Annotated in this window: 23 protein-coding genes and 1 rRNA gene; 15 read left to right on the forward strand and 9 right to left on the reverse strand. The window is 65.8% G+C overall.

Going from position 1 to position 25286, the window contains the following annotated elements; all coding sequences use genetic code 11:
* The first annotated feature begins 196 nt into the window (after positions 1 to 196).
* Together rrf and LQV39_RS02600 are read left to right on the forward strand one after the other, a co-directional pair.
* Positions 197 to 309: ribosomal RNA gene (gene rrf / locus LQV39_RS02595) — 5S ribosomal RNA — on the forward strand.
* 245 nt (positions 310 to 554) lie between these two features.
* Positions 555 to 2234, forward strand: coding sequence for a sensor domain-containing diguanylate cyclase (locus LQV39_RS02600; RefSeq protein ID WP_230020151.1), 1680 nt, complete (start codon positions 555 to 557; stop codon positions 2232 to 2234).
* A gap of 10 nt (positions 2235 to 2244) precedes the next feature.
* On the opposite strand, the gene LQV39_RS02605 is transcribed toward LQV39_RS02600, so the two are convergent.
* The 5 genes from LQV39_RS02605 to LQV39_RS02625 all read right to left on the reverse strand — a co-directional run bounded on the left by LQV39_RS02605 (position 2245) and on the right by LQV39_RS02625 (position 7082).
* Positions 2245 to 2586 (reverse strand): DUF1840 domain-containing protein, encoded by a 342-nt coding sequence (locus LQV39_RS02605; protein WP_230020154.1) that lies wholly within the window; start codon positions 2584 to 2586, stop codon positions 2245 to 2247.
* Between the two features lie 102 nt (positions 2587 to 2688).
* Positions 2689 to 4239, reverse strand: coding sequence for a hypothetical protein (locus LQV39_RS02610; RefSeq protein WP_230020160.1), 1551 nt, complete (start codon positions 4237 to 4239; stop codon positions 2689 to 2691).
* Positions 4236 to 4970: an ABC transporter ATP-binding protein gene (locus tag LQV39_RS02615; RefSeq protein ID WP_230020165.1), complete on the reverse strand. Its 735-nt coding sequence runs from the start codon at positions 4968 to 4970 to the stop codon at positions 4236 to 4238. The genes LQV39_RS02610 and LQV39_RS02615 overlap by 4 nt, the downstream gene beginning before the upstream one ends.
* Before the next feature lie 9 nt (positions 4971 to 4979).
* Entirely contained in the window at positions 4980 to 5501 is a 522-nt protein-coding gene (locus LQV39_RS02620; RefSeq protein ID WP_230020167.1) for a hypothetical protein, read from the reverse strand.
* Between the two features lie 54 nt (positions 5502 to 5555).
* Positions 5556 to 7082 (reverse strand): YifB family Mg chelatase-like AAA ATPase, encoded by a 1527-nt coding sequence (locus LQV39_RS02625; RefSeq protein ID WP_230020168.1) that lies wholly within the window; start codon positions 7080 to 7082, stop codon positions 5556 to 5558.
* An 88-nt stretch (positions 7083 to 7170) separates the two neighbouring features.
* Here LQV39_RS02625 and LQV39_RS02630 point away from each other — a divergent pair, with 88 nt between their 5' ends.
* A complete protein-coding gene (locus LQV39_RS02630) occupies positions 7171 to 7467 on the forward strand; it encodes a hypothetical protein (protein ID WP_230020169.1) in 297 nt (98 codons plus the stop codon).
* On the opposite strand, the gene LQV39_RS02635 is transcribed toward LQV39_RS02630, so the two are convergent.
* Complete coding sequence (locus tag LQV39_RS02635; RefSeq protein WP_230020171.1) at positions 7464 to 7715, reverse strand: accessory factor UbiK family protein; 252 nt, start codon at positions 7713 to 7715, stop codon at positions 7464 to 7466. The two genes, LQV39_RS02630 and LQV39_RS02635, sit on opposite strands and share 4 nt — an antisense overlap.
* A 272-nt stretch (positions 7716 to 7987) precedes the next feature.
* Between LQV39_RS02635 and LQV39_RS02640 the strand changes: the two genes are divergently transcribed.
* The 4 genes from LQV39_RS02640 (at position 7988) to gshA (ending at position 11971) form a co-directional block, all read left to right on the forward strand.
* Positions 7988 to 8740 carry a TorF family putative porin gene (locus LQV39_RS02640; RefSeq protein WP_230020176.1) on the forward strand — a complete coding sequence of 251 codons (753 nt, stop codon included), beginning with the start codon at positions 7988 to 7990 and terminating at the stop codon, positions 8738 to 8740.
* A gap of 12 nt (positions 8741 to 8752) precedes the next feature.
* Complete coding sequence (locus LQV39_RS02645; protein WP_230020178.1) at positions 8753 to 9091, forward strand: P-II family nitrogen regulator; 339 nt, start codon at positions 8753 to 8755, stop codon at positions 9089 to 9091.
* A 10-nt stretch (positions 9092 to 9101) separates the two neighbouring features.
* Positions 9102 to 10523, forward strand: coding sequence for an ammonium transporter (locus tag LQV39_RS02650; protein ID WP_290368544.1), 1422 nt, complete (start codon positions 9102 to 9104; stop codon positions 10521 to 10523).
* Between the two features lie 146 nt (positions 10524 to 10669).
* A complete protein-coding gene (gene gshA, locus LQV39_RS02655) occupies positions 10670 to 11971 on the forward strand; it encodes a glutamate--cysteine ligase (RefSeq protein WP_230020180.1) in 1302 nt (433 codons plus the stop codon).
* On the opposite strand, the gene LQV39_RS02660 is transcribed toward gshA, so the two are convergent.
* On the reverse strand, positions 11874 to 12689 hold the full coding sequence (locus LQV39_RS02660; protein WP_230020183.1) for a class I SAM-dependent methyltransferase: 816 nt from the start codon (positions 12687 to 12689) through the stop codon (positions 11874 to 11876). The genes gshA and LQV39_RS02660 overlap by 98 nt on opposite strands.
* A 193-nt stretch (positions 12690 to 12882) precedes the next feature.
* On the opposite strand from LQV39_RS02660, the gene gshB reads away from it, so the two are divergent.
* From gshB to LQV39_RS02700, 8 genes are all read left to right on the forward strand, one after another.
* Positions 12883 to 13830 (forward strand): glutathione synthase, encoded by a 948-nt coding sequence (gshB, locus tag LQV39_RS02665; protein WP_230020189.1) that lies wholly within the window; start codon positions 12883 to 12885, stop codon positions 13828 to 13830.
* A 1-nt stretch (position 13831) separates the two neighbouring features.
* A complete protein-coding gene (locus tag LQV39_RS02670; RefSeq protein ID WP_230020191.1) occupies positions 13832 to 14236 on the forward strand; it encodes a PTS sugar transporter subunit IIA in 405 nt (134 codons plus the stop codon).
* Positions 14237 to 14274: 38 nt separating this feature from the next.
* A complete protein-coding gene (locus LQV39_RS02675; protein ID WP_230020193.1) occupies positions 14275 to 14544 on the forward strand; it encodes an HPr family phosphocarrier protein in 270 nt (89 codons plus the stop codon).
* Between the two features lie 41 nt (positions 14545 to 14585).
* A complete protein-coding gene (ptsP, locus tag LQV39_RS02680; RefSeq protein ID WP_230020195.1) occupies positions 14586 to 16352 on the forward strand; it encodes a phosphoenolpyruvate--protein phosphotransferase in 1767 nt (588 codons plus the stop codon).
* 13 nt (positions 16353 to 16365) lie between these two features.
* Entirely contained in the window at positions 16366 to 17520 is a 1155-nt protein-coding gene (locus LQV39_RS02685; protein ID WP_290368545.1) for a homoserine O-acetyltransferase, read from the forward strand.
* Positions 17517 to 18134 (forward strand): methionine biosynthesis protein MetW, encoded by a 618-nt coding sequence (gene metW / locus LQV39_RS02690; protein ID WP_230020197.1) that lies wholly within the window; start codon positions 17517 to 17519, stop codon positions 18132 to 18134. The genes LQV39_RS02685 and metW overlap by 4 nt, the downstream gene beginning before the upstream one ends.
* A gap of 77 nt (positions 18135 to 18211) precedes the next feature.
* Complete coding sequence (locus LQV39_RS02695; protein WP_230020199.1) at positions 18212 to 19126, forward strand: M48 family metallopeptidase; 915 nt, start codon at positions 18212 to 18214, stop codon at positions 19124 to 19126.
* On the forward strand, positions 19110 to 20048 hold the full coding sequence (locus LQV39_RS02700; protein WP_230020203.1) for an RluA family pseudouridine synthase: 939 nt from the start codon (positions 19110 to 19112) through the stop codon (positions 20046 to 20048). Before LQV39_RS02695 ends, LQV39_RS02700 begins: the two co-directional genes overlap by 17 nt.
* Here LQV39_RS02700 and LQV39_RS02705 read toward each other — a convergent pair whose 3' ends face one another.
* Positions 20049 to 24347, reverse strand: a complete 4299-nt coding sequence (locus LQV39_RS02705; protein ID WP_230020204.1) for an Ig-like domain-containing protein — start codon at positions 24345 to 24347, stop codon at positions 20049 to 20051.
* A 152-nt stretch (positions 24348 to 24499) separates the two neighbouring features.
* Positions 24500 to 25270, reverse strand: coding sequence for an exodeoxyribonuclease III (locus LQV39_RS02710; protein ID WP_230020205.1), 771 nt, complete (start codon positions 25268 to 25270; stop codon positions 24500 to 24502).
* Positions 25271 to 25286 lie beyond the last annotated feature (16 nt).

Genomic DNA, 25286 nt, shown 5'->3' on the forward strand with positions numbered 1-25286 from the left:
GGCTGGGTGTGGAAGTGCAGTAATGCATTAAGCTAACCAGTACTAATTGCCCGTACGGCTTGTCCCTATAACCTTGGCAGTCAAAGCCAGGTCAATGACAGCTGTTTGTTGACACAACAGATTACAAGTAAAACTAACTTCTTCCGGATTCAGGGTAGCGCAACGCATGAGCGAAGCGATACCCGTACAGTTTATGCCTGATGACCATAGCAAGTCGGTACCACCCCTTCCCATCCCGAACAGGACCGTGAAACGACTTTGCGCCGATGATAGTGCTGCAACCAGTGTGAAAGTAGGTTATCGTCAGGCTAATTATTATGCAGAGCCCGCTCAGTCAACACTGAGCGGGCTTTTTGCTTTTCCGGCGCCGAAACGCACCTACCCAACTTGTATAGGCAAAAGCGCCACACGCGCTAACGATAAGCAATGTTTTGCTGGAGTAGACAGCGGTATGTACGCTAACATTTCGCTTTTGCCAATTCACGTTCGATATGACTGCCAGCGACACCATTCGGCAACCCAAGCGGGCAAGACACTTGCGCCTGGCGGCATTGATGGTGTCCTTCTCCTGCCTGACCGTCGCCATCACGGTTGTGCTGCAACTACTGCTGGTCGACCACTATGCGATCGAACATGCGTCGGAACAGGCAAGGCTGCGCCTGCAGCAACTGTCCTGGCAGATGCGCGACTCGCTCGACCGCACCCTGGACCAGGCCGTACGCGACGTCTACCTGCTGTCGGCCCTGCCGCAACTGCGCCGGCCGACTGACCCTGCCTCCGCGCGCCAGATTCTCGAGAACCTGCAACACCATTTCAGCGATTACGCCTGGATCGGCATTGCCGACACCGATGGTAAAGTCGTGGCCGCAACCGGCGGCATGCTGGAAAGTCGCGACGTCAGCACGCGGCCATGGTTCCATACGGGCGAGCAGGGCGTGACGGCCCACGATTACCATCCGGCCCTTCTGCTCGGCAATCTGCTGCCGCGCACGCCGGATCCCTGGCGCTTCGTCGACATTGCCGGACCGGTAAGAGATGCGGACGGCGCCGTGCGCGGCGTGCTCGCCATTCACCTCAGTTGGTCCTGGGCGCGCAGCCTCGCGCGCGATTTGCTGACGCCGGCGCAACGGGACATTGGCGCCGAGATCATCGTCGTGCGCAGCGATGGCGTGGTCCTGCTCGGTCCCGACGATATGCTCGAGAAGCGCATTTCCACGCTCAGCATCACGCTAGCCCAGCAGGGCAAGACCGGCGCCATTACCGAACGCTGGCCGGATGGGAATACTTATGTGACCGGCTACAGCCTGAGCGGGCGCAGCCGTGAGCGCGCGGCCCTGCACTGGGCCGTGCTGGTGCGCCAGACGGAAGCGGCGGCGATGGCGTCGGCACACCGCTTCGAACGCCGCGCTCTGTGGTTCAGTCTGCTTTTAGCGGGCATCCTGGCCGGCCTGGCGGCGCTGCTGGCGCGCCGTATCGCGGCGCCCTTGAAATCCCTCAGCGGCGCCATGGAAGGCATCATCAGGTCCCCGGAACAGGCGACGCCGGAGGCGATTCCCCAGGCCGGCGGCTTCCACGAAGCCGAGGTCCTGTCCGAAGCCCTGCGCGGCCTGATCCGCAGCGAACGCCGCTACCGCACCGAGCTGGAAGAGATGAACGCCCATCTGGAAGACACCGTGGCGGCGCGCACCGCCGAGCTGCAGAGCCTGCTGATGCGCGACATGCTGACCGGCCTGCCGAACCGCCGTGCACTGATGGCGGCCCTGCCGGAGGCCATGGCCCGCGCGAACCGGGCGGACCGTCCCTGCGCGGTGCTGTTCCTCGACATGGATGGCTTCAAGCTGGTCAACGATACGCATGGGCATGAGGACGGCGACGAGCTGCTGCGCCAGTTCAGCGGCCGCATCCTGAACGGCATTCGCGAGACCGACATGGCGGCACGCCTGGCCGGGGATGAGTTCGTGGTGATCCTGGAGCTGCTGGGCGACGAGTCGGATGCGGTCGCCAAGGCGGAGGATTTGCTGGGCCAGCTTTCCCGTCCCTATATCCTGCGCAGTGGCAGTGTGCAGGTGGGCGCAAGCATCGGGGTAGCCCTGCACATGCCGGACCAGGCGCCGGATCCGGCCCGCCTGCTGGCGCGGGCCGACCAGGGCATGTACGAGGCCAAGCGCAAGGGCAAGCGCCGGGTTGCGCTGGCGCCGGCGACGGCGCAAGCCGTGTCCGCCGGCGCGCGCTAGCCTGTCGGGCTCAGACGCCCCAGAGGATGTCGCTGCCCTGGTCGCGCGCGGCGCGCAGCATTTCCAGCAGCGGGTAGGCGCGGGTCGAGAAAGTCACGGCTTCGGCCGGCTCATGGTCGGTATCCTCGACGTCGCCTGCATGGGCCTTGACGTCCTGTTCGACCTCGTCCGTGGCCTGGTGCCTGCGGCTCTCGTCGATCTCATGCTCAAGCAGTTGCACCGCTTTCGGTGCTTCCGCGGCCGTGATGACGCCGCGCTCCGGGTCCTTGTCCAGCAGATCCAGGATGCGCTGGGCGTGCTCCTGGTACATCAGGACATTGGGATAGGCTTTCGATTTAAAGGTGATTAACATAGCTGTCTCGTTCAATCATTTAGTAACCAAACGATAACACGACTGGCCGCGAAACGTCGGTGCGCAGACCCACTTTACGCTAGGAGAACGCTTAGAGCGCGCTTAATCCGGCCGCCGCCGCATCATCCAGGCCAGCAGCAGCGTCAACAGGGCGGCCGCCATCGCCCCGGCCGCCATCAGTGCGGTCGAGCCGGCCGCACTGCCTGCATCGGTCGTGAGCGTCACCAGCAGCCAGCCCAGTCCGCCCCAGCAAAGCGTGTTCACGAGTTCGAACATCGAGCACAGGAAGTTTTCCTTGCCGCGCGATTTGAAATCGCTGCGCTTGCCCGGCCGCGCCTGCCATTTGACGACCAGCGCGGCGCTCAGCACGCTTGCCACCACCGCGAAGCCGATCAGGATGCCGGCCAGCGGCGCACGCACGATCAGCCACAGCAGGGGCAGGGCAACCAGCAGCAGGGGCGGCATCACGCAGGCGGCCAGCTTGGCCAGCGCAATCGTCCGTCCAGCTGCCGGCGAGGATTGCAGCAGGTCCGGCGCATCCTCGGCCGCGACGACGATCCAGGCCAGCCCGCCGGTCAGCGAGCTGGAGAGCAGGGCAAGGCCGGTGCCGATGGCCGGGCCCGGCGCATCGTTGTGCCGCAGGATCAGGAACAGCAGCGGCAACAGGTAGACCAGCTGTAGCAGCACTTGGGAAATCAAGTGCGGATCGCGCGCGATCAGGCGCCATTCCTTGACGACGACGGTGTCGAACAGGCTGCGCCGGAAGCGCAGGCGCATGTCGCCGGCCGGCTTGACGAGCGCGCGCGAGTTGCTGGCCGCCTGCTGCACGCCGTGCACGAAGAAGCGGTGGGTGCGGCCGGCGGTCAGCGCGAACGCGGCGATGCCCAGCACGGCCATGCCCAGGGTCGCCAGCGGGTCGCCGAGCACCGCGCGGCCGGGAAACCAGAGCGGGCTGTCCGGGGCGAACAGGGGAGAACGCAGGAGCTGGTGCGCGGTACGCTCGGCGGCGCCCGACTGCGCCGTCTGCGAGAAAAACGAAAACGACTGCGACAAGAGGAACAGCAAAGCGCCCGCGACCGCACTCAAGACCTGGGCCAGCACCCGCGTGCGGCGCGCACCCAGCACGCGCACCAGCGCCAGCGTGAGCAGCATGCCCAAGCAAGCCATCAGCGTGGCCGTGGTGGCGATCGCCACATACACGCCGACCCAGCGGAACTGCCCCAGCGCCACGCCCACGTGCACGAGCGGCCCGAACAGGAATAGGTAGAGGGCGGCGCAGGCCAGCACCACCCCCAGCAGGCGCACCGTGAAAATGCTGCGCGAGGGCAGCGGCGAGGACAGCAGCAGGTCGAGGTCCCCGCGCTCGAACAGCGCCAGCACGCTGGCCTTGAGCGAGCTCGACAGCATCAGGAAGGCGATCGCCACCAGCGCCAGGGTCGCGATGATGGCAAAGCGCGGATCCATGGGGCCGGACGGCAAATTGCGCAGCAGGAAGAAGGCGCCCACGTGCAGCAGGGTCCAGGCAAGCGCCCACACCGCGATGCTGGCCCATCCCATGCGCCGCCGTCCGCCTGCATTGACGGCCGCGCCGTACCAGGCCATCCGCAATTCATGGCCCAGCAGCCAGCGGCTCGAGCCCGGCGGCGCCCTCATGCCTGCTCCGTCAGCTGCAGGAACACGTCTTCCAGGCTGCCGCCAAGGGTGCGCTCGCGCAGCTCGGCCAGCGTGCCTTCCGCAATCAGGCGGCCCTGGCGGATGATGCCGATGCGCTGGGCAAGGCGTTCGGCCACTTCGAGGATGTGGGTAGTGAGGATGACCGTGCCGCCCTTGGCGACGTGGGAGACCAATAAATCCTTCACCTGGCGCGCGGCAGCGGCGTCGAGACCGGTCAGCGGCTCGTCCAGGATCAGCAGCTCGGGCTCGTGGATCAGGGCGCCGGCCAGCGCCAGCTTCTGCTTCATCCCGCGCGAAAAGCCTTCGGTCAGCTCGTGCGCATGCTTGGCGAGGTCGAGCCAGTCGAGCAGGCGGCGTGCGCGCGGCTCGGCTTCCTCGGGCGCGATGCCCCACAGGCCGGCGACGAATTCCAGGTATTCCGTGGGTTTCAGCTTGCCGTACAACATCGGGTCGTCCGGCAGGTAGGCCATCTTCTGCTTGGCGGCGGCGGGATTCGCGGCGAGGTCGATGCCGAGCACCTCGACCTGGCCGGAGTCCGGCGCCAGCAGGCCGGTGACCATGCGCAGGGTGGTGGTCTTGCCGGCGCCGTTCGGGCCGAGCAGGGCGTAGAGTTCGCCGCGCCGTATGCTCAGGTCGATGCCGTCGACGGCCGGGCGGCCGAAGGCCTTGCGCAGGGAGCGCAGCTGCAGTGCTGGGGTGTCGTTGATCATGGCGAAGCCTCAGAGGCTGAAGGAAGTGAGGAACTGCTCGACCTGCTCGGGCGGCACCGCATTCGCCTTGCCGAGCACGATCACCTGGTAGAAGCGCTTGCCGCGCGCCTCGAAATGGCCGACCAGGCGCACCGGCACGCCATTGCTGCTGCCGGTGGCATCGACATCGCCGGTCGCCTTGCCGTTCGGATCGGTTTGGAACTTGCCCTGCGTGCCGCCGGCGCCGATATTGCGCAGCAGCGCCTGCATCATGGCCGGCAGCGCGGCGCGGGCACGGGCCTCGTCCGGCGCCTCGGCCGAGCCGACCGCGAAGGTCGCGCCATCGACTTCCGCCGCCGTCATCGTCATGCTGACCTGCAGGCCGTCGAGGTCGATGCTGCGGGTGAAGCTGGCCGGCTTGGCCGGGAAGGTGACCTTGTAGGGCGCATCCGGGCTGGCGTAGTCGCGCCAGTTGTATTTCGGGCTGCAGGCGGCCAGCAGGGCGCTGGCAAGCAGGAGGGAAAGGACCGGCGACAGGAGACGGATTTTCATGGGGCGATGGTATCAGCGCCCCGCGCCGCCTGCCAGCAAAAATGTTGCAAATACTTAATCGACCAGACCGCGCCGGTACTGGATCGCCTCGGCCACATGGTCCGCCTGCACCCGCCGCGCTTCCGCCAGGTCGGCAATCGTCCGCGCCACTTTTAAAACCCGGTGATAGGCCCGCGCCGACCAGTGCAGATGCCGCATCGCGTTGCGCAGCAACTGCTCGGCAGCATCGTCGAGTTCGCAGTGGCGGTCGATCTCGCGCGTCGCCAGGCGCTGGTTGACCTTGCCCTGGCGCGCCAGTTGGATCGTATGGGCCCGTTCGACACGCGCGGCGATGGCGCTGCTGGCCTCGCCGTCGGCCTGGGCCGCCATCGATTCCGGCGGCATCGCCGATACCGGCACCTGCAGGTCGATGCGGTCGAGCAGGGGACCGGAAATCTTGTCCTGGTAGCGCAGCACGGCATCATGGTTGCAGCGGCACTTGCCGGATGGATGGCCCAGCCAGCCGCAGGGGCAGGGATTCATCGCCGCGATCAATTGAAAGCTGGCAGGAAAGTCGGCCTGGCGCGCCGCACGCGAGATCGTGATGTGGCCGGACTCCAGCGGTTCGCGCAGCACTTCCAGCACGTGGCGGCTGAATTCCGGGAGTTCATCGAGGAACAGCACGCCGTGATGGGCCAGCGAGATTTCGCCTGGGCGCGGCACGCCGCCGCCGCCGACCAGGGCCATGCCCGAGCTGGTGTGGTGCGGACTGCGGAAGGGCCGGCACCGCCAGCGATCGATGGAAAAGCGCCCGGCCAGCGACTGGATCGCCGCCGATTCCAGTGCCTCTTCATCGCTCAGGGGCGGCAGCAGGCCCGGAAAGCGCGAAGCCAGCATGCTCTTGCCGGCGCCGGGCGGACCGACCATCAGCACCGAATGCAGCCCGGCAGCGGCGATCTCGAGCGCGCGTTTGACGTGCTGCTGGCCTTTGACGTCCGCAAAGTCGGGATAGCGGGGCGGCGCCAATGCGTCGGGCGCGCGGTGCCGCGCCAGCCGCGCCTCATTGGCTCCCTTCGCGGGCTGCGCCGCGAAGTGGGCGCATACCTCCAGCAGTGTATGCGCCGGATAGATGGCGGCCTCGCTCACCAGCGCCGCTTCGTCGGCATTTGCGGCAGGCAGCACGAAGGCGCGTCTGGCGCCGTCCGCGCTGCGGTGCATGGCGAAGGTCATCGCGAGCGCGCCGCGGATCGGGCGCAGCTCGCCCGACAGGGACAGCTCGCCGGCGAACTCGTAGCGGTCCAGTCCCTCGGACGGAATCTGCTCCGAAGCGGCCAGGATGCCGAGCGCGATCGGCAAATCGAACCTGCCGGACTCTTTCGGCAGATCGGCCGGCGCCAGGTTGATCGTGATGCGCCGGTTCGGCAGTTCAAAGCCCGAATTCTGCAGCGCGGCCCGGACCCGGTCCTTGGATTCGCGCACCTCGGCATCTGCGAGGCCGACGATGGCCATGCCGGGTAAACCATTGGCCAGGTGCACTTCGACGCTGACGGAGGGCGCGTCCATGCCGGCCAAGGCCCGGCTGCGCAGTACTGCAAGACTCATGGCGATCCTGTCGGGATGAAGACTTGCAGATGGTGCGTGTTGAACCGCCTGCGATTGTTGAGAGCGGCCAAATGTGTATAGTGCCGGGATGCCGAAACTGATCCTGACCGTCGCCGTCCTGGCGCTGCTGTTCTGCCTGCTGTGCGGGCCGGTGCTCTATGTGGCGCTCCGGTTCAGACGGGGAGGGGATGCCGCGGCCTTGCGGCCGCTGCGTTACGTGTGGATGGCGCAGCTGGCGCTGGCCTGCGTGCTGATCTTCGTGGCCGACAGCATCGGCTTCACGAATCCGCTGGGGATGGTGCTGGCGATCGTCTGCGCCGTCAGCCTGGGCGGCGCCGCGCTGTTCGGTGCATGGCGCCTCGTGTTGCGGCTAGCCCTGCGTTAAACCTTCTGCTCCGCTACCAGCTTCGCTTCCAGTTCCGCCACACGCACTTCGAGCGCCTCGAGCTTGGCGCGGGTCTTGGCCAGCACCTGGGCCTGGATGTCGAATTCTTCGCGCGTCACCAGGTCCAGCTTCGAGAAGCCCTGGGTCATCATGGCCTTCACATTGCGTTCGATGTCCTTGGCCGGCGAATTCTCGATCGCCTGGTTGATCCTGCCCTGCAGGTCGTTGAAGAAATTATTCATATCCATCTCTATCCATAGTGGCCGCACCACGATGCGCGCACTTTTTTTGTGCGTGCATCGCTGATTTAGTGCGTGCACCCGCATGGCGCACGCGCCTGCGGCGTCGTTTGCATTTTTTGAAATCAAGAATGGGGACGAGGCCCGGGAAATACAAGCCTTGCCGCTCCAGTCCGGGGTGGCACGCATCCTGCTAAAGCAAGCATACAACATACAAAAACAGGGACACGAAGTTCGGATTGTAAACCCATCAGGTCCAAGTTCATTGATAGGAGTGTCGTATGAAGCGTCGAAGCAGCAAGTGGCAGCAGATCGTGATCGTGACGGCAGGCGTGTGGAGCCTGTCCACCGGGCTGGCCGGCGCACAGGAACCGGAGCAGAAGCCGGACAATGAAGTGAGCTTCAACGCGGCGCTGACCAGCGATTACCGTTACCGCGGCCTGTCGCAGAGCCGGCTCGACCCGGCCCTGCAGGGCGGCGCCGACTACGTTCACAACCCGACCGGTGTGTACGTGGGCACCTGGCTGTCCACCATCAAGTGGACCAAGGACCTGGGCGGCAGCGGCAACCTGGAATGGGATATCTACGCCGGCAAGCGCGGCAACCTGAGCGCGGATGTCACCTACGACGTCGGCGGTCTGTACTACTTCTACCCGGATAACGGCCTGCACCCGAACGCCAACACCTTCGAACTGTACGGCCAGCTGGGCTACGGCCCGGCCTACATCAAGTACTCGCACTCGCTGACCAACCTGTTCGGCACCGCCGATAGCAAGGGCAGCGGCTACCTCGACATCGGCGCCAACGTCGAGGTCGGCGGCGGCTTCGTGCTGAACCTGCACGCGGGCCGCCAGGAAGTCCGCCACAACAGTGCTGTTTCCTATACCGACTACAAAATCGGCGTAACCAGGGACTTGGGCGTGTGCTCGGTTGCGCTGTCCTATATCAAGGCGAATACCAGCGGCTATCTGAGCCCGTCCGGAGAAAACCTCGGGAAGTCCGCGGCCCTGCTGTCCGTTTCAAAAACTTTCTGAAGAGGCAAACGCATGAAAATGATCACCGCCATCATCAAACCCTTCAAGCTCGACGAGGTCCGCGAGGCCCTGTCCGAGCTGAATGTCCAAGGTATCACGGTGACCGAAGTGAAGGGTTTCGGGCGCCAGAAAGGCCATACCGAGCTGTATCGCGGGGCCGAATACGTGGTCGACTTCCTGCCGAAGACCAAGATCGAGGCGGCGGTCGACGACGCCATTGTCGACCAGGTGATCGACACGATCCAGAGCGCGGCACGCACCGGCAAGATCGGTGACGGCAAAATTTTCGTCTCCAGTCTGGAGCAGGTAATCCGTATCCGTACCGGCGAGACCGGCAACGATGCGCTGTAAGGGGAACCCGATGATACGCACACTCGTAAAACTGGTCGCAGGCTTTTCCTTCGCCCTGCTGCTTGCCGCCGCCTTGCCGGCCCTGGCCCAGGACGCCGCCGTACCCACGCCGCAGAAAGGCGACACCGCCTGGATGTTCGTCGCTACCCTGCTGGTGATCATGATGACGATCCCCGGCCTGGCCCTGTTCTACGGCGGCCTGGTGCGTTCCAAGAACATGCTGTCGGTGCTGCTGCAGGTCTTCATGATCTTCGCCGTCATCATCGTGCTGTGGTGCATCTACGGCTACTCGCTGGCCTTCACCGAGAACAATGCCTTCATCGGCGGCACCAGCCGCGCCTTCCTGAACGGCATCTGGGATCCGGCCAAGGCCAGCTTCGCCACCGCCGCCACCTTCAGCAAGGGCGTGGTGATCCCCGAGTTCATCTTCGTCGCCTTCCAGGGCACCTTCGCCGCCATCACCTGCGGCCTGATCGTCGGCGCCTTCGCCGAGCGCGTCCGCTTTGCCGCCGTGCTGGCCTTCGTGGTGCTGTGGTTCACCTTCGGCTACCTGCCGGTCGCCCACATGGTCTGGTTCTGGACCGGTCCGGACGCCATCACCGCTGCTTCGCTGGCGGCCGAGACCGCGAAAGGCGGCTGGCTGTGGCAGAAGGGCGCGCTGGATACCGCCGGCGGCACCGTGGTGCACATCAACGCCGCCGTCGCCGGCCTGGTCGGCGCGATCATGATCGGCAAGCGCGTCGGCTACGGCCGCGAGCACATGGCCCCGCACTCGCTGACCATGACCATGATCGGCGCTTCGCTGCTGTGGGTGGGCTGGTTCGGCTTCAACGCCGGTTCGGCGCTGGAAGCGGGCGACATCGCCGCGCTGGCCTTCATCAATACCCTGCTGGCAACCGCCGCGGCCACCGTGTCCTGGGTGTTCGGCGAGTGGATCACCAAGGGCAAGCCCTCGATGCTGGGCGGCGCCTCGGGTGCGGTGGCCGGCCTGGTCGCCATCACCCCGGCCTGCGGCTTCGTCGGTCCGATGGGCGCGCTGATCATCGGCCTGGTGGCCGGCGTGGTCTGCCTGTGGGGCGTGAACGGCCTGAAGCGCATGATCGGCGCCGACGACTCGCTGGACGTGTTCGGCGTGCACGGCGTGGGCGGCATCCTGGGCGCGCTGCTGACCGGCGTGTTCGCCGCGCCGCAGCTGGGCGGGCAGGGCATCTTCGACTACACAACCAACAAGATGTCGGCCGATCCGTACTCGATCGCCAGCCAGGTGCTGATCCAGGCCGAAGCAGTCGGCACCACCATCATCTGGTCGGCCGTGGTCGCCGTCATCGCCTACAAGCTGGTCGACATCGTGATCGGCCTGCGCGTGCCGGAAGACCAGGAACGCGAGGGCCTGGACATTACCAGCCACGGCGAATCGGCTTATCATTCCTGATCAGGCCCTGTGTCGCCAAAAGCGCCCTGCGGGGCGCTTTTTTTATTGAAATACGTATTTCCGATGGGATAATCGGTCTTTAAAAAGGGGGCGTGAGCCCCCATGTTGCATTTCCCACATCGCTAAGAAGCCCCAAGGACGTCACCATGGTTCCCCACCTTGCCACAGCCCTCAACGGTCCCCTGCTGGACCTGGAAAAGAAGATCCTCGAAGCCACCCCCGCCATCGAGCGCTGGTTCCGCCTCGAGTGGCAGGAGCATACGCCGCCGTTCTATTGCTCGGTGGACCTGCGCAATGCGGGCTACAAGCTGGCGCCGGTGGACACCAACCTGTTCCCGGGCGGCTTCAACAACCTCTCCACCGAGATGCTGCCGCTGACGGTGCAGGCGGCCATGGCGGCCATCGACAAGTACTGTCCGGACGCGCGCAACCTGCTGCTGATCCCGGAAAGCCATACCCGCAATCCCTTCTACCTGCAGAACGTGCAGCGCCTGATGCAGATCTTCCGCCAGACCGGCCTGCATGTGCGCCTGGGTTCGCTGTCGCCGGAGGTGACCCAGCCCACCCCGCTGGCCCTGCCGGACGGGAACATGCTAGTGGTCGAGCCCCTGGTGCGCTCGCCCAACGGCCGCCGCGTCGGCCTGGCCGATTTCGACCCCTGCACGATCCTGTTGAATAACGATTTGTCGGCCGGCATCCCGAGCATCCTCGAGAACATCCACGAGCAGTCGCTGCTGCCGCCCGTGCATGCGGGCTGGGCGATCCGCCGCAAGAGCAACCACTTCAAGGCCTTCGACGAAGTGGCGAAGAAGTTCGGCAAGCTGATCGACATCGACCCCTGGATGGTGAATCCGCTGCACAGCAAGGTCGGCGAGGTGAACTTCCAGGAAGACATCGGCATGGAAGCGCTGGCCGACAGCGTCTCGGCCCTGCTGTCGAAGATCAAGAAGAAGTACAAGGAATACGGGATGAAGGACCAGAAGCCCTTCGTCATCGTGAAGCCGGACGCCGGCACCTACGGCATGGGCATCATGACGATCAAGGACGCGTCCGAGATCAAGGACCTGAACCGCAAGCAGCGCAACAAGATGTCGGTCATCAAGGACGGCGTCACCGTCACCGACGTGCTGATCCAGGAAGGCGTGCCGACCTTCGAATCGATCAACGATGCGGTGGCCGAGCCGGTCGTGTACATGATCGACCGCTACGTGGTCGGCGGCTTCTACCGCGTGCATGCGGAACGCGGCGTCGACCAGAACCTGAATGCGCCGGGCTCGCAATTCGTGCCGCTGGCCTTCTCGCAGCAGCACGCGGTGCCTGACCTGAAGGCCAAGCCGGGCACGGCGGCGCCTAACCGCTTCTATGTGTATGGTGTGGTGGCGCGCCTGGCGCTGCTGGCGGCGTCGCTGGAGATGGAGCGGACGGATCCGGATCCGGAGATTTATTGATCCGTTTTCGGAGTTCTGGCGGCTCCTTGCGCGCCATGTAGATGAAGTGGGAGCGTAAGAGCGGCACGCAGGCGGACAGCAGTTCCGGCAGCAGCCAGGGCAGGCGCGACATCGCCCGGCTCAGCGGCGGCGCCAGCATCAGGGTGCGGTAATGGCGCTGCTCGGCCGGCCAGAAGCGCAGCAGCTCGACGTCCGTCACCTTGCGGACGTTCTTGTTGCGCGGATTGCTGTAGCGGAAGTCGAAGATCATGGTCCAGCCGCCGGGCCGCAGCACCCGCCACATCTCGGCGGCCAGCGCACGGCGGGTGTCTTCGTCCAGGATCGACGAGAACACGGTATGCGCGCTGACCAGGTCGACGCTGTTGTCGGGGAAGGCGTCCAGCTGGCCCAGGTGCCAGCGCACCCCGGGCGCCGTGTGCAGGCGGGCATGCTCGAGGCGGTCCTGCTGCAGCTCGGTGCCGGCCAGGTGGCCGGGCGTGGCGCCCCAGTCGATCAGCTGGCGCAGGAACCGACCGTTGCCGCAGCCGACGTCGAGCACCCGCGTGCTCGACAAGTCCGGGCCGACGGTGCGCGCCAGCAGCCGCGACAGGACGCGCGAGCGCGCCGCCTGCTGGCTCACGACTTCCGGCCGGTGCCAGGCATAGCGCGCCAGTGCAGCGCCGCCGTGCCACTGGCGATAGACCTGCTTGATGCGTTCCTGCTCGACCTGGTCGCTCATCGCGTTCCTCCTCGCAGGCCATGATCCTCAACCCGGCCGTTCGGGCGCTTGAGAGCCCGCAAATGCGGCCCGAATAAATGCATTTTTGCCAACCGGAATAGGCCATGCCGGCACAGACTGCGCTCCTGGCCGGCTTTCCGCGAGAATCCGCGTTTCCGGCTAAAATCGATGCATTGTCCCGACTGGAACCAACATGAAAATCGCTTTTCTCGCAGACCCGCTGTCCGGATTCAAGATTTACAAGGACTCGACCTTCGCGATGATGCGGGAGGCGGCGCGCCGCGGCCACCAGATCTACGCCTTCGAGCAGCGCCACATGGTGCTGGAGCAGGGCGTGGTGACCGCCGACGTGGTCGAGATCACCCTCACCGGCGACCCCGACGACTGGTATGCCGCGGGCGAAGCCCAGACCCTGCGCCTGTCCGAGTTCGACGCCGTCATCCAGCGCAAGGATCCGCCCTTCGACATGGAATACGTCTACGGCACCTATCTGCTGGAACTGGCCGAGCGCCAGGGCGCGCGCGTGTTCAACAAGCCCTCGGCGATCCGCGACCACAACGAGAAGCTGGCGATCGGCCAGTTCAGCGAGTTCACCTCGCCGACCCTGGTGACGTCGTCTAGCACGCGCCTGCGCGCCTTCCACGCCGAGCACGGCGACGTGATCCTCAAGCCGCTCGACGGCATGGGCGGCGCCGGCATCTTCCGCATCAAGGACGACGGCCTCAACCTCGGTTCCATCATCGAGACCCTGACCGACAACGGCGCCCGCACCATCATGGCCCAGAAATACATCCCGGCCATCGTCAAGGGCGACAAGCGGGTGCTGGTCATCGATGGCAAGCCGGTGCCCTTCGTGCTGGCGCGCATCCCGCAGGGCGGGGAAGTGCGCGGCAACCTGGCCGCCGGCGGCGTCGGCGTGGCGCAGCCGATTTCCGATCGCGAACGCGAGATCGCGGAAGCCATCGGCCCCAAACTGGCCGAGCGAGGCCTGTTGCTGGTAGGATTGGATGTGATCGGCGATTTCCTGACCGAGGTGAATGTCACCAGCCCCACCTGCTTCCAGGAGATCACCGACCAGACCGGTTTCGACGTGCCCGCGATGTTCATCGACGCCGTCGAGAAAGCAGCTGACAGGAAATGACATGGTAGGCATTCTGCTGATGACCCACGCACCGCTGGGCCAGGCATTCATCGCGGCGGTCGCGCACGTATTCCGCGGCCCCACCGAGCGCTTCGAGGCGATCGACGTCACCGCGGACCAGGACACGAACGAGGTCAATTGCCTCGCCCACGAAGCCATCCAGCGCCTGGACGAAGGCGACGGCGTGCTGGTCATCACCGACATCAAGGGCGGTACGCCGTCCAATTGCTGCAACGCGCTGGCCGAAGCGGGCCGCGTGGAAATCATCGCCGGCATCAGCCTGCCGATGCTGCTGCGCGCCATCACCTACCGCCGCGACACGCTCGACGTGGTGGTCGAGATGGCGCTGGCGGGCGCGCAGAACGGCGCCGTGCGGGTGGATAACCGGATCCGCGTAGGTACCTGAAGAATTCACTGATCGAACAACGAGACGACAACGACAACATGATTCAGCAGGAACTCGAGATCATCAACAAGCTGGGCCTTCACGCCCGCGCCTCCGCCAAATTCACCCAGCTGGCCGCGAAATTCCAGAGCGACGTCTGGCTCACCCGCAACGGGCGCCGCATCAATGCCAAGTCCATCATGGGCGTGATGATGCTGGCCGCCGGCAAGGGCGCCAAGGTGACGCTGGAAGCGGACGGCCCGGACGAGGAGGCCTGCATGGCCGGCCTGACGGCCCTCATCAACGACAAGTTCGGCGAAGGCGAATAATGCCGGATTCAAGGGGCGGCCGCTTCCATCCAGGAATATCGATGGCATCGTTCACACTGCATGGCATTCCGGTCTCGCGCGGGATCTCGATCGGCCGCGCGCACCTGCTCACGCCGGCCGCGCTCGACGTCAAGCATTATCTGGTGCCGGAAGAGCAGGTCGAGGCCGAGGTCAAGCGCCTGCAGGAAGCGATCACCGAAGTCCACCGTACCTTGCAGGAGCTGTGGACCGAGCTGCCCAAGGATGCGCCGACGGAGCTGGGCGCCTTCATCGACGTCCACGTGCTGATCTTGTCGGACCCGATGATCTCGGAAGCGCCGCTCGACATCATCCGCAGCCGCCACTACAACGCCGAGTGGGCGCTGGTGACCCAGATCGACGAGTTGTCGGCGCAGTTCGACGAGATCGAAGACGAATACCTCCGCGAGCGCAAGCAGGACATCCAGCAGGTGGCCGAGCGCGTGCTGAAGGTCCTGATGGGCACCGCGCTGGCCGCGCCGCCCGGCCGCGCCGCCGGCGAGGACGAATTCCAGCCGCAGATGATCGTGGTCGCCCACGACATCTCGCCGGCCGACATGCTGGCCTTCCGCGACCGTTCCTTCGTCGGCTTCGTGACCGACGTCGGCGGCCAGAACTCGCACACGGCCATCGTCGCGCGCAGCCTGGATATCCCGGCGGCGGTGGGCATGAGCCAGGCCTCGCGCCTGATCGAGCAGGACGACTGGGTGATCGTCGACGGCGATGCCGGCGTGGTGATCTGCAACCCGAGCGCGCTGGTGATGGAGCAGTACCGCGCGCGCCAGACGGCCTTGATGAAGGCGCGCAAGCGCCTGCTGAAGCTGAAGAAGACGCCGGCCATCACGAAGGACGGCACCCCGGTCACGCTGCTGGCGAATATCGAGCTGCCGGACGACTGCGGACCGGCGCTGGAAGCGGGCGCGGTGGGCGTCGGCCTGTTCCGCTCCGAGTTCCTGTTCATGGGCCGCAGCGGGATAGGCAATGCGGCGCTGCGGGTGCCGGGCGAGGACGAGCAGTTCGAGCAGTACCGCAAGGCGGTGCTGGCGATGAAGGGCCGCCCGGTCACCATCCGCACCCTGGACGTCGGCGCCGACAAGCCGCTCGATCCGACCGAGCACACGGCGCTGAACCCCGCCCTGGGCCTGCGCGCGATCCGCTACTGCCTGGCCGAGCCGCAGCTGTTCCTGACCCAGCTGCGCGCGATCCTCCGTGCCTCCGCCTTCGGCAAGGTGCGGATCCTGATCCCGATGCTGGCGCATGCCTTCGAGATCGACCAGTCGCTCAGCATGATCGCCCAGGCCAAGGCCCAGCTGCGCGAGCAGAACGTCAAGTTCGACGAAGCGATCGAGGTCGGCGCCATGATCGAGATCCCGGCCGCCGCGCTGGCGCTGCCGATGTTCGTCAAGCGCCTGGATTTCCTGTCGATCGGCACCAACGACCTGATTCAGTACACCCTGGCCATCGACCGCGTCGACTACGAAGTGGCGCACCTGTACAATCCGCTGCACCCGGCGGTGCTGCACCTGATCGCGATGACGATCGAGGCCGGCCGCAAGGCGGGCATCGACGTGGCCGTGTGCGGCGAGATGGCCGGCGACATCAAGCTGACCCGCCTGCTGCTCGGCATGGGCCTGCGCGAATTCTCGATGCACCCGGCCCAGCTGCTGGCGGTGAAGCAGGAGATCCTCGCCAGCGACCTCGCGGTGCTGGGCCCGCGCACCCGCCGCATCCTGCGCGCGATGGAACCGAGCGCGATCGCCGAGGCGGTCGAACAGCTGCAAACCCTGTAAAAACAAGAAGCTCATGGGATCGATTGGAATAGTCTCACCCGAGGCGATGCACTTCGCCGAACCGCTGCGCCTGCAAAGCGGCGCGTCCATCAGCGATTACACGCTGATGTACGAAACCTATGGCACGCTGAACGCCGACAAGTCCAACGCGGTGCTGATCTGCCACGCGCTGAACGCCTCGCACCACGTGGCCGGCCACTACGAGGGCGAAGCCAAGAGCGCCGGCTGGTGGGACAACATGGTCGGTCCCGGCAAGCCGGTCGACACCGACCGTTTCTTCGTCATCGGCGTCAACAACCTCGGCTCCTGCTTCGGCTCGACCGGCCCGATGCACATCAATCCGGCCACCGGCAAACCCTATGGGGCGGCGTTCCCGGTGGTGACGGTGGAAGACTGGGTGGCGGCCCAGGCCCGGCTGGCCGAGCGCCTCGGCATCGAACAGTTCGCCGCCGTGATGGGCGGCTCGCTGGGCGGCATGCAGGCGCTGGCCTGGAGCATCATGTTCCCCGAGCACCTGCGCCACTGCATCGTGATCGCCTCGACCCCCAAGCTGTCGGCCCAGAACATCGCCTTCAACGACGTCGCGCGCCAGGCCATCCTGACCGACCCCGACTACCGCGGCGGCGACTTCTACGAGCACGGCGTGGTGCCGAAGAACGGCCTGAAGGTGGCGCGCATGGTCGGCCACATCACCTACCTGTCGAACGACGACATGGCGGAAAAATTCGGCCGCAAGCTGCGCAACGCCGCCGAGACCAACGACTACAAGTTCGACTTCGGCGTCGACTTCGAGATCGAGTCCTACCTGCGCTACCAGGGCGACAAGTTCTCGGAATACTTCGACGCCAACACCTACCTGCTGATCACCAAGGCGCTCGACTATTTCGACCCGGCGCGCGAACACGGTGGCAACCTGGCCAAGGCGCTGGCGAATACCAAAGCGCATTACCTGATCGCGTCCTTCACCACCGACTGGCGCTTCTCGCCCGAGCGCAGCCGCGAGATCGTCGAGGCGCTGCTGGAGAACCGCCGCAAGGTGAGCTACGCCGAGATCGATGCGCCGCACGGCCACGATGCCTTCCTGCTCGAGGACAAGCGCTACATGGACATCGTGCGCGCCTACTACGACCGCATCTGGGAAGAATCGACTGCCGGGGGTGCCGCATGAAGTACGAAGACCTGAACAACCTGCGCCCCGACCTGGCCTTCATCACGCATTGGGTGAAGGAAGGCGCGCACGTGCTGGACGTCGGCTGCGGCGACGGCGCCATGCTGCGCTACCTGGAACGCGGCAAGCGCTGCACCGGCTACGGCGTCGAGATCGCCGACGACAAGGTCCTGGAGTCTACCCGCCGCGGCATCAACGTGATCCAGCACGACATGGAGCAGGGCCTGGACCTGTTCGGCGACGACGCCTTCGACATGGTACTGTGCCTCTCTTCGCTGCAGATGATGCAGCACGTCGAGGCGCGCCTGCGCGACATCGTCCGGGTCGGCAAGGAAGCCATCGTGTCCTTCCCGAACTTTGCCTACTGGCCGCACCGGATGGCGCTGCTGAAGGGCCGCATGCCGGTCTCGCGCACGCTGCCTTATCAATGGTTCGACACGCCCAACGTGCGCTACGCCACGATCCACGACTTCAAGGACCTGGCCGAGAAATGCGGGCTGGAAGTGCTGGAGTACGTGGCCCTGGCCGAGGGCCAGGTGGTGTCCTTCCTGCCGAACCTGCGCGGCAGCCTGGCGGTGTTCAGGCTGCGCAAGAAGGATCTGGTCGTTACCTAACGGTGCGCTCCTGTGTGCTTGTGTATGATGCGGCGTATTGACGGGCATTTGACTGCTGAACCGCAGCGGAGACGACCATGAACAAACTCAGGCAAGCATTGGCCGTACTGGCCTTGTGCGGCATCGTACACGCGGCGCCGGCCCAGGACCGTGGCCAGAAGGGCCAGGTAGTACAGGACGGGATCGCGGTAAAGCCGCTGAAAGGCGGCTTCCTGCGCGACCTGCTGGCGCCGGAAGGCAAGATGGACAAGGAAGCCGGCCAGCAATACACGGCGCTGCTGGGCCAGGCCCAGCAGAAGGGCGTGCTGGTGCCGGCCGGCGACCCGCAGGTCAAGCGCCTGCGCGCCATCGCCCAGCGCATCATCCCGCACACCGCGCGCTGGAACCAGGATGCGCAGCAGTGGAAATGGCAGGTCAACCTGCTGCAATCGGACCAGGTGAACGCCTTCTGCATGCCGGGCGGCCGCATCGCCTTCTTTACCGGCATTATCGACAAGCTCAGGCTCACCGACGACGAGATCGCGGCCGTGATGGGCCACGAAATCGCGCACGCCCTGCGCGAGCACGGGCGCGACCGCCAGGCCAAGGCGACCACCACGGGCGTGGCCTCGTCGGTGATCGGCGCTGCGATCTCGGCCTACACCGGCTACGACCTGCGCGGCCTGGCCAACACGGCCGGCCAGCTGTACGTGCTGAAATTCTCGCGCGACGAAGAGCGCGAAGCCGACCTGGTCGGCCTCGACATCGCCGCGCGCGCCGGCTACGACCCGCGCGCCGGCATCGCCCTGTGGAACAAGATGGCGGCCCTGAACCAGCGCGGCGCGCCGATCGAACTGCTGTCGACCCACCCGGGCGGCGCGCACCGCATCGAGCAGATCCAGAGCCACATGAACGTGCTGCTGCCGCTGTACGCGCGCAGCAGGAACACCTCGGTGGACCGGCTGCCGGCATACCGAAGCACGCAGACCGGTTCCAATGGCGCGGTTCGTTAGAAAGGGCCACCAGGCCGAAGCCAACGCCTTCGTCCCGCTGCCGGTGCGCGAGGGCGTCGCCCCCAGCTATTTGTGGATCACCGAGACCCGGGCCGGCGGCATGCTGGCCTTCCTCGAGGAGCGCTTTGCCGAGGTCGGCGGCCCGTCCTGGTTCGATCGCCTGGCGCGCGGCGACGTGGTCGATGCGAAGGGCGAGCGTTTGCACGCGGACAGCCACGTGCGCCAGGGCATGCGCATCTGGTATTACCGCGAGCTGGAGGAAGAGACCCCGATCCCCTTCGAGGAAACGATCATTCATCAGGACCAGCACCTGCTGGTGGTCGACAAGCCGCACTTCCTGCCGATGATCCCGACCGGGCGCTTCCTGCGCGAGACCCTGCTGGTGCGCCTCAAGCGCCGGCTCGCGCTGCCGCACCTGACGCCGATCCACCGCCTCGACCGCGAGACGGCCGGCGTGGTGATCTTCTCGCACAACCTGGAAACGCGCGGCACCTACCAGTCGATGTTCCAGAAGCGCGCGATCCGCAAGACCTACGAAGCGCTGGCGCCGGTGCTGGAGAACAGGGACTTTCCCTTCACCTACCGCAGCCGCATGGTCGACGGCGAGAAGTTCTTCGTGATGAAGGAGGAGGCGGGCGAGCCGAATTCGGAGACCCTGGTGGAGCTGATCGAGCGCCGCGGCCCGCTGGCGCGCTACCGCCTGCATCCGCACACGGGCCGCAAGCACCAGCTGCGCCTGCACATGGCCTCGCTGGGCGTGCCTATCCTGAACGACGCCTTCTATCCGGTCGCGCTGCCCTGCAAGGGCGACGATTTTTCGAAGCCGCTGCAGCTGCTGGCGCGTTCGATCGCCTTCGATGATCCGCTCACCGGCGAAGCACGCAGCTTCGCCAGCGGGCGGGCGCTGGACTGGCCCGGATGATCAGCTCGGGATCGGCCCGAGCGTGAAGTCCTGGTTGCTGCCGACGATAACGATATTGCCCGCCAGGTCTTCGATGGTGCTCGCGTCGACATTGACGTGCAGCTTGTAGATCTGGTTCAGCGTGCCGAGGTTCAGTTCCAGCGTGTTCCGCGTGCCCATCTCGCCGTTCACGATCCGCCAGTTTGTCATCGCATTCCACACGTGCTCCGAGTGCTTGAGATGGGTGATGGTGTCGATGACGTCGATCTGGCCGCCGGCGCCGAACACGATCTGCTCGTTGAACTCGAGGCTGATCCAGCCCTTGTGGGTGCCGGAATCCACGCCGCTGTCCTGCAGGGCCACCGTCGGCGCGGCGGTGTCGATGGTGAGATGCAGCGCCGCCGAGTACTCGCTGCGGTTGCCGGCCGCATCCACGTGCCGGGCCGTCAGGTCATGGGTGCCGTCCGCCAGCGCGGCCGGATAGCCGTCCTGGGTGCCGACCGTGAACGACCAGCTCTTGTCCGCTTTCACTTCGGCGCTGCCGAGCAGCATATCGTCTTCGTAGATCTGGATGGTGCCGCCGGCTTCGGCGGCGCTGCCCTTGATGGTCGGGGTGTTGTCCCTGGTGATGCCGTCGCTGTCCGAAACGCCGGTGTCGCTGGCCGCGTCCAGCACCGGCTTCGAGGGCGCCTCGGGCGGCGTGAAATCGATGCGGAAGTTCACCGGCGTCGAGGTGGCGCGGTCGCTGAAATTGCCGGCCAGGTCGGTCTGCTCGACGGTCAGGGTATGTTCGCCTTGCGCCAGCGAATGCAGGGAGCGCACTTCATAAATGCCGCCATTGTCGATGCGGGTTTCGCCGACGATGGTGCTGCCGTCCCAGACCCGGATCAGGGCGCCGACTTCGCCGGTACCGCTGAACACCGGCTGGGTTTCGTTGGTCAGCAGGTCGCTGTGCGAGCTGCCGCTGTCGCTGTCCTCGCCGAGCGTCACCGTGGCCGGCGCGATGGTCGAATCCACCTTCAACGTCAGCGCGGCGGAGGCGGGGCTTTCGTTGTTGGCGCCGTCGACCTGTTTGACGGTCAGTTGGTGCGTGCCGTCCGCCAGCGACTTCCCGTCCAGCCAATCGCCCGCCGCAAACGTCCAGGTATTGTCGGCCTTCGCCGTGGTCTGGGCCAGCAGGGTGCCGTTCTCGTCGAACAGCTTGACCCTGGCAAAGCTGGCCGCGCCGTTGCCGCTCAGGCCAGGCGTGTGCAGACTGGTCAGGTTGTCGCCGGTGGCGCCGGTATCGCTGTCGGCCGCCAGTGCCGGAGCGCTCGGCGCAGGACCGGCATGCGCGTCGATCTGGATCCTGCCGCCCGAATCGTGGTGGCCGTAGCCGTCGACATAAGGGATGTCGAGGCCCGAGAAACTGATGTGGGCCGCATCCAGCAGGTTGCCCGCCAGGTCGCTGACGTGGCCGGCCAGGTCCTCGCTGTCGACCAGGGCCAGCGAGTCGCTGCCGTGGGTATCGTCCTCGCCGTTGGCGCCGACGATGTATTTGAAGTAGACGGTGCGGCCATCCGCGCTGGCATGGTCCCAGGTCGCCAGGCCGTTATTCGTCAGGCGCAGGGTCGGCGTGCCGCTGCCGGCCTTCTGCACCGCTTCGCTGAATTCGACGGCGATCTGGATTTCCTTGCCGATGCCGTAGATGCCGGACGAGGTCAGCGAGGCGGCCGACATGGCGGTCGGCGCCAGGGTATCGACGCCGGAGGTCCGGAAATGCATGGGCTGCAGATTGCGGATCGCATTGCCGGCCAGGTCGGTGACATCGCTCGACAACTCGATCGTGTAATCCTTGCCCGGCTCGAAATGGTGGTCCGAGGCGGAGACCGTCAGGGTGCGGCGGTCCGCCGAAAAATTGCTGTCGTCGAGGTAGACGCCGCCCGTATGGCCTTCGGCATCGGTGAAATAGAAGTGCGCGCCCTCGCTCGGGACCAGGTACATCGCTTCGTCGAAGGTGAAGACCAGGTCGTCGCCTGCGCCCCCCGAGGCGCCGGCGGGTGAACTCAGCATCGCCGGTGCGGCGGTATCGATCGTGAAGCTCTGGGTGAAGCTGGCGCTTTGGTGGGTGCCGTCGACCACGCGCGCGCTGATCGTGTGCGCGCCGTCCTCGAAATGCATGCTGTCCTGGCCGTCGTACCAGGACGAGCCGTCCATGGATGCTTCGAATTCCGCGCCGCCGTCGATCGACAGCATCAGCTTCTGGCCGGCCGCCAGCTCGCCGGACAGCCTGCCGGAAAACCACTGCGAAGCCTCGCTGCTGATATGGTCGTTGCGATCGGGCGAGTGCCAGTCGTTGATGCCGATGTCATGTTCCACATAGGCCTGCACCGTGCCGTCGACCACGTAGTTGGCCGAGGTGACGAGGCTGCCCGCATTGCCATGCGCATCGTGGATGCCGCGCAGGTCGAGCGTGACCGCATTGACGGCATCGACCAGGCTCAGGGCGGTCGACAGGGTCGCGGTCCAGGTGAGGCCGCCGTCCTCCGTATGCAGCGTGCTCAGGCCCTCGCTGTCGAGCAGGGTGGCGCTCGGCACGTCCAGGATCGCGGCGATGTCTGTCACTTTCTGCGACAGCACGATCTTCATGGCGATGCCGCCGCCGTGCAGCAGTTCGCTGCCGTCCAGGCTGATGGTCGCGCTCGGCCCCACGGTGTCGACGTCATAGGTCTGCGCGGCGTTCGCGAAGCCGCTGCCGGCGTTACCGGCCGCGTCGATCACTTTGCTCATGTCGATGGTCAGCTTGTTGCCGCTCACTTCCACCTGGCCGGCGCCGGGGCGCAGGATGGTCTTCCAGGTCAGGCCGCCGTCACTGGTGCTCAGGCCGAGCAGGGTCGCGTTGGGCGCCTGGATGGCGTCCGCGCCCAGGCTCACCTTTTCGGAAAAGCGCATCACGACTTCGACGCCTTCGTTGCTTGAAACCGCGCTGCCGTTCAGCTGGATGTCGGCGACCATCGGCGCCACCGTATCGATCGCGTAGGTGGCGCTGGAGAGCACGCTGCCGCTGCCGGCATTGCCCTTCAGGTCCTGCAGCTTGGTCAGATCGACGCTGAGCGTGTTGCCGCTCGAAGTGTTCGGGTCGAGCGCCTTCAGCGTGCCGGCCCAGGTGCGGCCGCCGTCGCTGCTCGTCAGGCCTTCGACAACAGCATGCGGCGCGGTAATGGCGCTGGCCGGGAGTTCCCGGACCGCTTCCGAAAAAGTGAAGGTGACGCCGACCGTAGCGCCGGTCTTCAGCAGGCTGCCGTCGAGGGCGATGGCGACGCCGGACGGGCCCTGGGTGTCGACCGTATAGGCGTTTGAAGCGACCGTGCCGCTGCCCAGGTTGCCGGCGAGGTCGGCCACCTTGCCGAGGTCGAGGCTCAGCACCTCGCCGGCGGCGCTGCCGTTGCCGTGCAGCGTCAGCTTCCAGGTCTTGCCGTCTTCGCTGCCGCTGATGTTCGTGATGGATGCATGCCCGGCCTGCAGCGCCGCGGCGTCCAGGCCCTTGACCGCTTCCGAGAAGCTGACGGTGGCGACGATGTCATGGCCGCCCGTCAGTTCGGTCCCGTCCAGCGCGATGCTAGCCGCCGGGCCCTTGGTGTCGACCGAATAGCTGGCCACGTTGCCGACGCCCTTGCCGGCATTGCCGGCGGCGTCGCGGACCTTGCTCATGTCGATGGTGAGGACGTTGGCTGGCTGCTCGGCCGCGCCGGCCGGCACCAGGGTCGCCACCCACGCATGGCCGTCGCCCACCGGCGCCAGCGCGCTGACGGCGGCGTTCGGCGCGTTCAGGGCCTCGGCCGTCAGCCCGCTCACCGGTTCCGAGAACACCAGCGTGACCTGCAGGCTGCCGCCGGCCTTGAGCAGGCTGCCATCGATCTCGTGCGAGACCAGGGTCGGGGCATCGCCGTCAGGCGCCGGATCGGTCGTGAACCGGATCTGCGAGGTGGCGCGCACGCCGCCGAAGGCCACGTGGGCGCTGGACACCAGCACGCCGTTGCCCATCACGATGCTGTAGGCGTGATCGGGCAGCAGGCCGCTCACGTTCAGCTTCACATGGGTGCCGTCGACGCTGATGCTGGATGCGGAAATCGTGTGGGTGTCGGTGGCGCCGACCACGCGCATGGTGGGCTGGCCGGTGGCGCGGTCGATCACGGTCTGGACCGCGCCGTCGGTGATGTAAATCGTGCCGCTGCCGGCCGCCATCGCGGTGTTGAACACGAGGTCGATGCTCATGCCGCCTGCGATGACGGTCGGGGTGGCGGACAGCAGGATCGGCGGAGTATTGGTAAGTGAAGTCATGACGGTCGTTCGCGCGGCGGAGCGGATGAATAAGGTGGCGGAAATAAAAAATTCCGTCAAGCAAGCTTAGCGAACGGATCATACCGCCAAAAAGCCGCCCAAAACCGCCGGCGCGAACGAATCCCCCAGCAGAGGGGGAGTTTGCGGAGGTGTTACAGCGCGTAGTCGATGATCAGCGGCGCGTGGTCCGAGAAGCGCTCGTCCTTGTAGACCGAGACCGCGTGAGCCTTGCTGGCGATGCCCGGGGTGGCGACGTGGTAGTCGATGCGCCAGCCGACGTTCTTGGCCCAGGCCTGGCCGCGGTTGCTCCACCAGGTGTAATCGGCGGCCTCGGGCGCCACCACGCGGTGCACGTCCACCAGGCCCAGTTCGTCGAACAGGCGCGTCATCCAGGCGCGTTCCTCCGGCAGGAAGCCCGAATTCTTCTGGTTGCTCTTCCAGTTCTTGAGGTCGATTTCCTTGTGCGCGATGTTCCAGTCGCCGCAGATGACGACTTCGCGGCCCTCGGCTTTCAATGCCTGCAGGTGCGGCAGGAATACCTCCATGAAGCGGAATTTGGCTTCCTGGCGTTCCGGCGAGGACGAGCCGGATGGGCAGTAGACCGAGATCACGGTCAGGTCGCCGCAATCGACGCGGGTGTAGCGGCCTTCGTTGTCGAATTCGAGGCAGCCGAAGCCGATCTTCGCGGCGTCTGGCCTGGTGCGGCTGTACACGCCGGTGCCGGAATAGCCCTTCTTCTCGGCGTAGTGGAAATGCCCGTGGTAGCCGTGCGGCGCGAGGAATTCCTCGGTCATGTCGGCTTGCTGGGCTTTCAGCTCCTGCACGCAGATGAAGTCGGCGTTCTGGCTGGCGATCCAGTTGAAGAAGCCCTTCTTGTGGGCGGAGCGGATTCCGTTCAGGTTGGCGGAGATAATTCGTGGCATGATGAAAAGGAAAAGG

The sequence above is a fragment of the Massilia sp. Bi118 genome, from assembly GCF_918697865.1.
Taxonomy (GTDB): Bacteria; Pseudomonadota; Gammaproteobacteria; order Burkholderiales; family Burkholderiaceae_D; genus Telluria.